Origin of the sequence: uncultured Campylobacter sp., assembly GCF_938030815.1 — a bacterium.
GTDB lineage: Bacteria > Campylobacterota > Campylobacteria > Campylobacterales > Campylobacteraceae > Campylobacter_B.
In genome coordinates this window covers 23,297-29,296 of sequence record NZ_CALHII010000114.1, presented here as the reverse complement: position 1 = coordinate 29,296, position 6,000 = coordinate 23,297, and the positions used below count along the sequence as shown (strand labels likewise).

Genomic DNA, 6,000 nt, shown 5'->3' with positions numbered 1-6,000 from the left:
CAGACCGCGCCCCCATCCGCGGAACTGCTCGACGTGGCCGGCGAAGGTGAACAGGTGGGACCCGGTGCGGACGACCCTCGGCAGTGCGGCGAGGGCATCCTCGCGGGCCTGCGGCACCGAAGTGGCGTAGGCCAGGGCGAATAGGGCCGGGTTCTGCCGCGGCGCCGCCCCGCTGGTCGAGACCTCGACGATCGTGTCCACGAGGGTGCGCGGGGCCTCGGCGGCCATCCGCTCGAGGACCTCGAGGTTGTCGATGGCCAGGTCCTGGGCGCTCGTGTAGTAGGTACCGCCGTCCACCCCCAGGATGAGGAATCGGCGCAGGCGTGCGGCGTCGTCGAGGGTGAAGGTGTAGCCGCCGGCGGAGTTGGGCGACTGGTCGGCGGCGGCCCGTCGGCTCTGCGGCGTGAGCCGGGTGCTGATGGCGCTCAGAGTGTCCATGTCCTCCCCTTCCGGACGACTCGTTGATTCGGGTGGCGCAGTCGGCGGGCATGAGCCGACCGGTAACCGGTCAGGACCGATCAGTACCGGTCAGGCGCGCCCGCCGGACGGCACGGTGTCAGTCATGCCGTTCGCGCGTGATAACCGACGGACTCCGGCCCACTCGGGGTGGCCGGGCCGCGCGGCCTGGCCACCCCGAGTACCCGCGCGGACGCCGGGAGCGGGCATGTGAGTGGCCCTCCGGAACCTCCGAAGAGGATCGGGAATCGAACCCGTGTGCCATGTCAATAACCGAAGAGCCTCCGGCCCGCCCACGGCATCCGTGCAGGTGCCGGCTGCGCCGACGAGCAAGTGTGTAGACCCCTACACAGCTGCAGCGCAAGCAGTTCGATGCATGAGGAGCGAGAACGTCATGAGCGCACTCCACCCTGGTGCGCACGAGAGAAGAAGAGGAGCCCGGACGGTCATGGTGGTGATGACCGGATGCCAGCCGCTCTGCCATTGAGCTATCGACGCCATGTCGGCGGGGACTCGAACCCCGAACCTGCTGGTCCGTTTAACAGACGATAACCGATCATCCTCGGCCCGCCCGGGCGACAAGGGAGCATAGAGACGCCGACGCAATCGGGTCAAGACACTCCGAGTCGCCGGGCGGCCGGGCAGCAGCCGGCCGCGCGCACCCGGGAGACGGCTACTGAGATGGAGGCCCCCACACAAACCAGAACCCCGACGCGGTGTGAGTCGTTCGCACGACCACAACCGACGTCGGGGTTCCGACTGCCTCGTCAGGACCCTCGGTTTCTTGAAACCTTGGGAGCCGCCTGGAGGCAATCAGGAGGCTCGCGAGAATTATGCGCCAAAGCCCCAGGCCGTGTCTATAACGTGTCGATAAGCCGCACCCACCACGAAGACCAGGATCCGCCACCCGAACCCGCACTCGCACAGGAATCCGCGGAGCCGCAACGTTATCGAGCGACCACTGAGCCTGAACCTCACCTCTCACCCTTCGAGGGTGACACAGGTGGACATACGCCACCTCGAAACGTAGTGTCATCTATGACATCTGCGTCAGATGTGACAGAGAGACCACCATGACTGACCTACTTGAAGTAGCACCATCCAACGTTGATCCTCAGACGCGCGCCTCACTCACCAGGTTTGCCAGCGACCTCGGCGAGGGCGCACTGCGTAATCTTCTCCTCGCCCTGTCCGACTCGCTCGCGTCCGGCTGCACCGTCGCCCTGCTCGACGTCGACGCCGATTACACACCCGCCCAGGTGGCTAAACAGCTGCGGATGAGCCGTACTCACCTGTACAAGCTGCTCGACTCCGGGGATATCCCGTCCCACCGCGTCGGTCGGGATCGTCGCATCACCGGACGCGATATCGTCGCCTTCGAGCGTCGCCGCCAGGAGGAGCGCCGCGCTCTCGCCGAGCGCTTCAGCAACCCCGAGGCCATCCAGCGCGGCGCAATCGACGAACTCGTCGAGCAGATTTGACCCGCATTCTCTGCGAGCACCGCTTCGCGGTTGGGTCGTACTGCACAATGCAGGTGTGCAGCACGACCCGACCGCCCGTCCCACTCTGAGACTCCTTGCGGAGCTCACGCAGGGGTGGGAGGACCCGCACGAGAGGCGAGCCATCACCGACGAGCGATGGGACGCTGTACAGCCGCTCTCCCATCTTTCTCATCCGATTCTCGACAAGTGCCGCGATCTTCTGAACACGACCACCTCGGACGCCCCTGCCGCTAATCGCACCATTGCATGCTCACGCGACCTCCGGTTCCTCAGGCGCGAAACCGTTGCCAAGATCCTCACCGACTGGGAACGGCTGGTGCAGGAGCTGGCAAGAAGACTGCTGGAGCAGGCCATGCGCGACGGACATTCTCGCCTGGCCGTCCCTCACCCGACGGAGCCAGCGCCACTGACCACTGTTGATCTTGAGTTCTCGGCTGATGACGACATTGAGGAGTTCGTTCTCTCGTTCATCGATCACACTCAGCGGGGATCACAACTCGCCTACCTTCTGGAACGGCGGCTGCTCACCAGCATCGCTCCGCCACAGCAGGACTGGGACGTTGCAGGCGGCATCTATTCTGCGATGGAGGCGCCCGGGCACGGCAACCGCCAGGTCGCGCGACTCCAGGAAGCCGTGAAGAACAGCCAACTTCTGGAATCAGTCCCCGGAGAGGTAGCGCACCGGGCCCACAGACTCCACATCGGTGACGCCGCTGTTCAGGGAACGGCAGTCCGGGCACTCTGCGGCGTGTTCTTCGTACCCCGTACGGATCCCACCGATCTGCCCTACTGTGAGGAATGCTCCCGACGCTACGCGCGCCTATCGGCGTTCTAGTCTCGGAACAGCACTGTCCGACCACCGCACCGTCGTCGAGCAGCCGGAAAGCGACTGCGGAGCAGGACAACCGCGAACCGCCGCGCACGCCGACGTCGTCCACGACATAATGGGCTCATGCTCATGCCCTACTCTCCGGGCCCCGAGCCACTGACTCGCATGGCCGACGGGACCATCAAGCAGATCAGCCCCTTCACCGGTACGGAGGTGTGGACGGTGCCGGGCCGCGGCAACCGGCCGATCTCCCACCCGGTCGCCGAAGTCCACCCGCTGACCCCCGCCGAGCGCACCCGCGCCTGCGCCTTCTGCCCGGCCCACTACACCGAGACGCCGCCGGAGAAGAGCCGGGTGGTGGCCACGGAGTCGGGCGGCTTCGAGAGGATCGACGCCGTGTCCGCCTCCGAGCTGTTCGACACCGTCGCCGAGTTCCGCCGCATCCCCAACCTCTTCGAGATCCTCTCCTTCGACTACTGGCACGCCAACCACGGCTACGAGATCCCCGACGCCGCCCGCGAGCGCATGGAGGCCTACCTCGCCGATCCGGCCGGCGCCGCTCACGTCGCGCGCGTGGAGGAGTTTATCAAAAACGCGGGCGTAATCTACGAGATCGTATCGCAGGATGAGATCAAAGGCTGCGCCGCGATCTAGGTGCGATTTCGCGCCTTGTGCGCTTGCGCCGCACTAAATTTAAGAGCTTACGCGGCATGGCGAATTTAAAAGCTCGGGCGAGGTCGCGAACTCAAAGGCTGGCTCGGCGTTTTTGATTTGACGTGCGCGTCGTGGCATTATAAATTTTTTAATTAGTTTCACTGGCGGTTTAAATTTTTATCTCGCCGCGGTAAAGTAAGCTCGGCGATGCACTGTTGGCGTGCGCTCTGGCTAGCTTTGATTCGCGTTTAGAATTCGACTAGCCATAGCGAGATGGTCTAAATTTCAGGGATCACTGGCGACCGAGCGCATTTAAGCCGCGCCGCGTTTGAAATTACAGGCGTTTAAATTTAAATTTGAATTTTTTCGGAATTTCACACATACTTCACTTTTACGGAAGTATAATTCCGCTAATTTTTTTTAAGGAGTACGTAATGAAAAAACTTACTTTGTTTGCGCTTAGTGCGCTATTTGCTGGCACTTTTGCCGTAGCTGCCGACATGGGCATGAAAGATGAGATGAAGGACGCCAATACATCAATGCATAATAGTGCGAAAGAGATGAAAGGCGATATGAAGGATATGCACAAGGATGCTATGAAAGAGGGTAAACATATGAAGGATGAGATGAAAGGCGAAATGAAAAAAGAGATGAAAAAAGAGATGTAGTGAGTAAAATTTTACTCGTAGAGGACGATGAGACGCTTTGCGATCTCATCGGCGAATATCTAAAAGACGCGGGCTTTGACGTATGCGTTTGCAGCGACGCTCAAAGCGCCGCGGATCTTGCTTATGAGCAAAAATTCGATCTTTTTATCTTTGACGTAAAAATCCCCAAAGGTGACGGATTCTCACTTTTAAAAGAGCTGCGCAAGAGCGGCGATCGCACCCCCGCGATATTTGCCACGTCGCTAAATACGCTCGATGATCTTGAGGTCGGTTTTAAAAGCGGCTGCGACGACTATCTCAAAAAACCGTATGAACTAAAAGAGCTGCTGCTGCGCGTTAATTCGCTCATAAAGCGAAACTTCAGCCATAATTTTGATGATTTTGTAACTATTGACGACGAGTTTAAATTTTATTTTGCAAGCAAAGAGCTACGCAGATCGGGCGTGCCCGTCGCGCTTTCAAACAAAGAACGCGAGCTGCTGGCGCTTTTTTTGCAAAATAAAAATAGGCTTTTGAGCAAGGATGAAATTTTCTCCGCGATCTACGCTTTTGACGAAACTCCGAGCGAGGAAGCGCTGCGAACTTATATCAAAAATCTACGCCGCGTCCTAGGCGAAGAGCACATCATAAATCGCCGTAACGCAGGGTATCTGTATGTCTGAAAAGACCGCTTTAACGCTTAAAATTTTATCTTTGTATCTCATTTCAAGTGCGTTGTTTTTGGGATATTTTTTCAAGATAAATTACAGGATGAACGAAGCCGCGCTACTTTCGCACAGGATAAAAGAGCTAAAAGAGATCAAAATGATGATCTATATGAAAGCAAGCATGGACGGGCTGGAATCGCTAGCGGACTTTGAGCGCGAAAAGGGCGTGAGTGCGTGTATATTTAAGCCAAACTCTGATGAAATTTACGGCTGCGGCGGTGAGCTCGGAGCACTTGATAAAGCGAAGCTAAAGGCGGAATTTATAAGTGGCGGAAGGCTAGGAATTTATGAGAATCTGCAAAATATGGAGGAGCGAAACGCCTTTTCCAAGGCTAAAATCATTCTGCTTGGAAGTAGCGTGCAGGGCGAAATTTTAACGCTTCGTATCAAAACCGCAGCGATGATGATAGCGCTTTTGGGTGTGATATTAGCCGTGGCGTTTTATCTGGTGCGGCTAGGCACAAAGCCGCTTTACGATAAGATCGACACGCTAAATCGCTTCATCAAGGATAGTACCCACGAGATCAACACTCCGCTTAGCATCATCTCGATGAGCGTTGAGACAATGCGGCACGCAGAGCTTGGAGAATACAACGCCAAGCGCGTTGCTAATATCGATCTTGCCGCCAAGACGCTTTCGCGCATCTACGAGGATCTCGTGTTTTTAACCTTCGGTATGAATAAGGAGGGCGAGATTAGCTCGATCGATCTAAAGAGCCTCGTCGCTTCGCGCTGCGAATACTTCGCGCCGTTTATCCAAAAACGCAGACTAAGCCTTAAAACCGATCTTTCGGATGCGAGCATGAACGCAAACGTCTATGAAATTTCGCGCCTGATCGACAATCTGCTAAGTAACGCCGTAAAATACGCAAACGCAGGCGGCTACGTGGATGTACGGCTAAGGCGCGGCGAGCTGGCGATCTCAAACAGCGGCGAGGGGATCGATAGGAAAAGGGGCAATGAAATTTTCAGGCGCTTTGCGCGCTTTAACTCAAGCGAGGGTGGATTTGGCATCGGGCTTAGCATCGTAAGCGAGGTCTGTAAAAAATACTCCTTTTCTATCTCCTACGACAGCGTGCCGGGCGAGATAACGACCTTTTGCCTTACGTGGCGCGAATAAAATTTCAAAATTTAGTAAAATTTTAAAATTTAAAAGCGACCGCCTGCGGTTTAAATTTAATCGT

Annotated in this window: 7 protein-coding genes; 6 read left to right on the top strand and 1 reads right to left on the bottom strand. The window is 57.1% G+C overall.

The genetic code is table 11. From position 1 onward, the window contains the following. On the bottom strand, positions 1–438 hold a 438-nt coding region (locus Q0277_RS04085), incomplete at its 3' end, for a TROVE domain-containing protein (RefSeq protein ID WP_297995877.1). 1,091 nt (positions 439–1,529) lie between these two features. Here Q0277_RS04085 and Q0277_RS04080 point away from each other — a divergent pair. The 6 genes from Q0277_RS04080 to Q0277_RS04055 all read left to right on the top strand — a co-directional run bounded on the left by Q0277_RS04080 (position 1,530) and on the right by Q0277_RS04055 (position 5,936). Further along, positions 1,530–1,937, top strand: coding sequence for a helix-turn-helix domain-containing protein (locus Q0277_RS04080; RefSeq protein ID WP_273183824.1), 408 nt, complete (start codon positions 1,530–1,532; stop codon positions 1,935–1,937). 55 nt (positions 1,938–1,992) lie between these two features. Continuing rightward, on the top strand, positions 1,993–2,793 hold the full coding sequence (locus Q0277_RS04075; protein WP_297995873.1) for a DUF3039 domain-containing protein: 801 nt from the start codon (positions 1,993–1,995) through the stop codon (positions 2,791–2,793). A gap of 159 nt (positions 2,794–2,952) precedes the next feature. Continuing rightward, positions 2,953–3,441 (top strand): DUF4921 family protein, encoded by a 489-nt coding sequence (locus tag Q0277_RS04070; protein WP_297995871.1) that lies wholly within the window; start codon positions 2,953–2,955, stop codon positions 3,439–3,441. A gap of 434 nt (positions 3,442–3,875) precedes the next feature. After that, positions 3,876–4,109 carry a hypothetical protein gene (locus Q0277_RS04065; RefSeq protein WP_005870662.1) on the top strand — a complete coding sequence of 78 codons (234 nt, stop codon included), beginning with the start codon at positions 3,876–3,878 and terminating at the stop codon, positions 4,107–4,109. Next, positions 4,109–4,771, top strand: a complete 663-nt coding sequence (locus Q0277_RS04060; RefSeq protein WP_297879887.1) for a response regulator transcription factor — start codon at positions 4,109–4,111, stop codon at positions 4,769–4,771. Before Q0277_RS04065 ends, Q0277_RS04060 begins: the two co-directional genes overlap by 1 nt. Beyond that, complete coding sequence (locus tag Q0277_RS04055) at positions 4,764–5,936, top strand: HAMP domain-containing sensor histidine kinase (RefSeq protein WP_297995869.1); 1,173 nt, start codon at positions 4,764–4,766, stop codon at positions 5,934–5,936. Before Q0277_RS04060 ends, Q0277_RS04055 begins: the two co-directional genes overlap by 8 nt. The last annotated feature ends 64 nt before the right edge of the window (positions 5,937–6,000 follow it).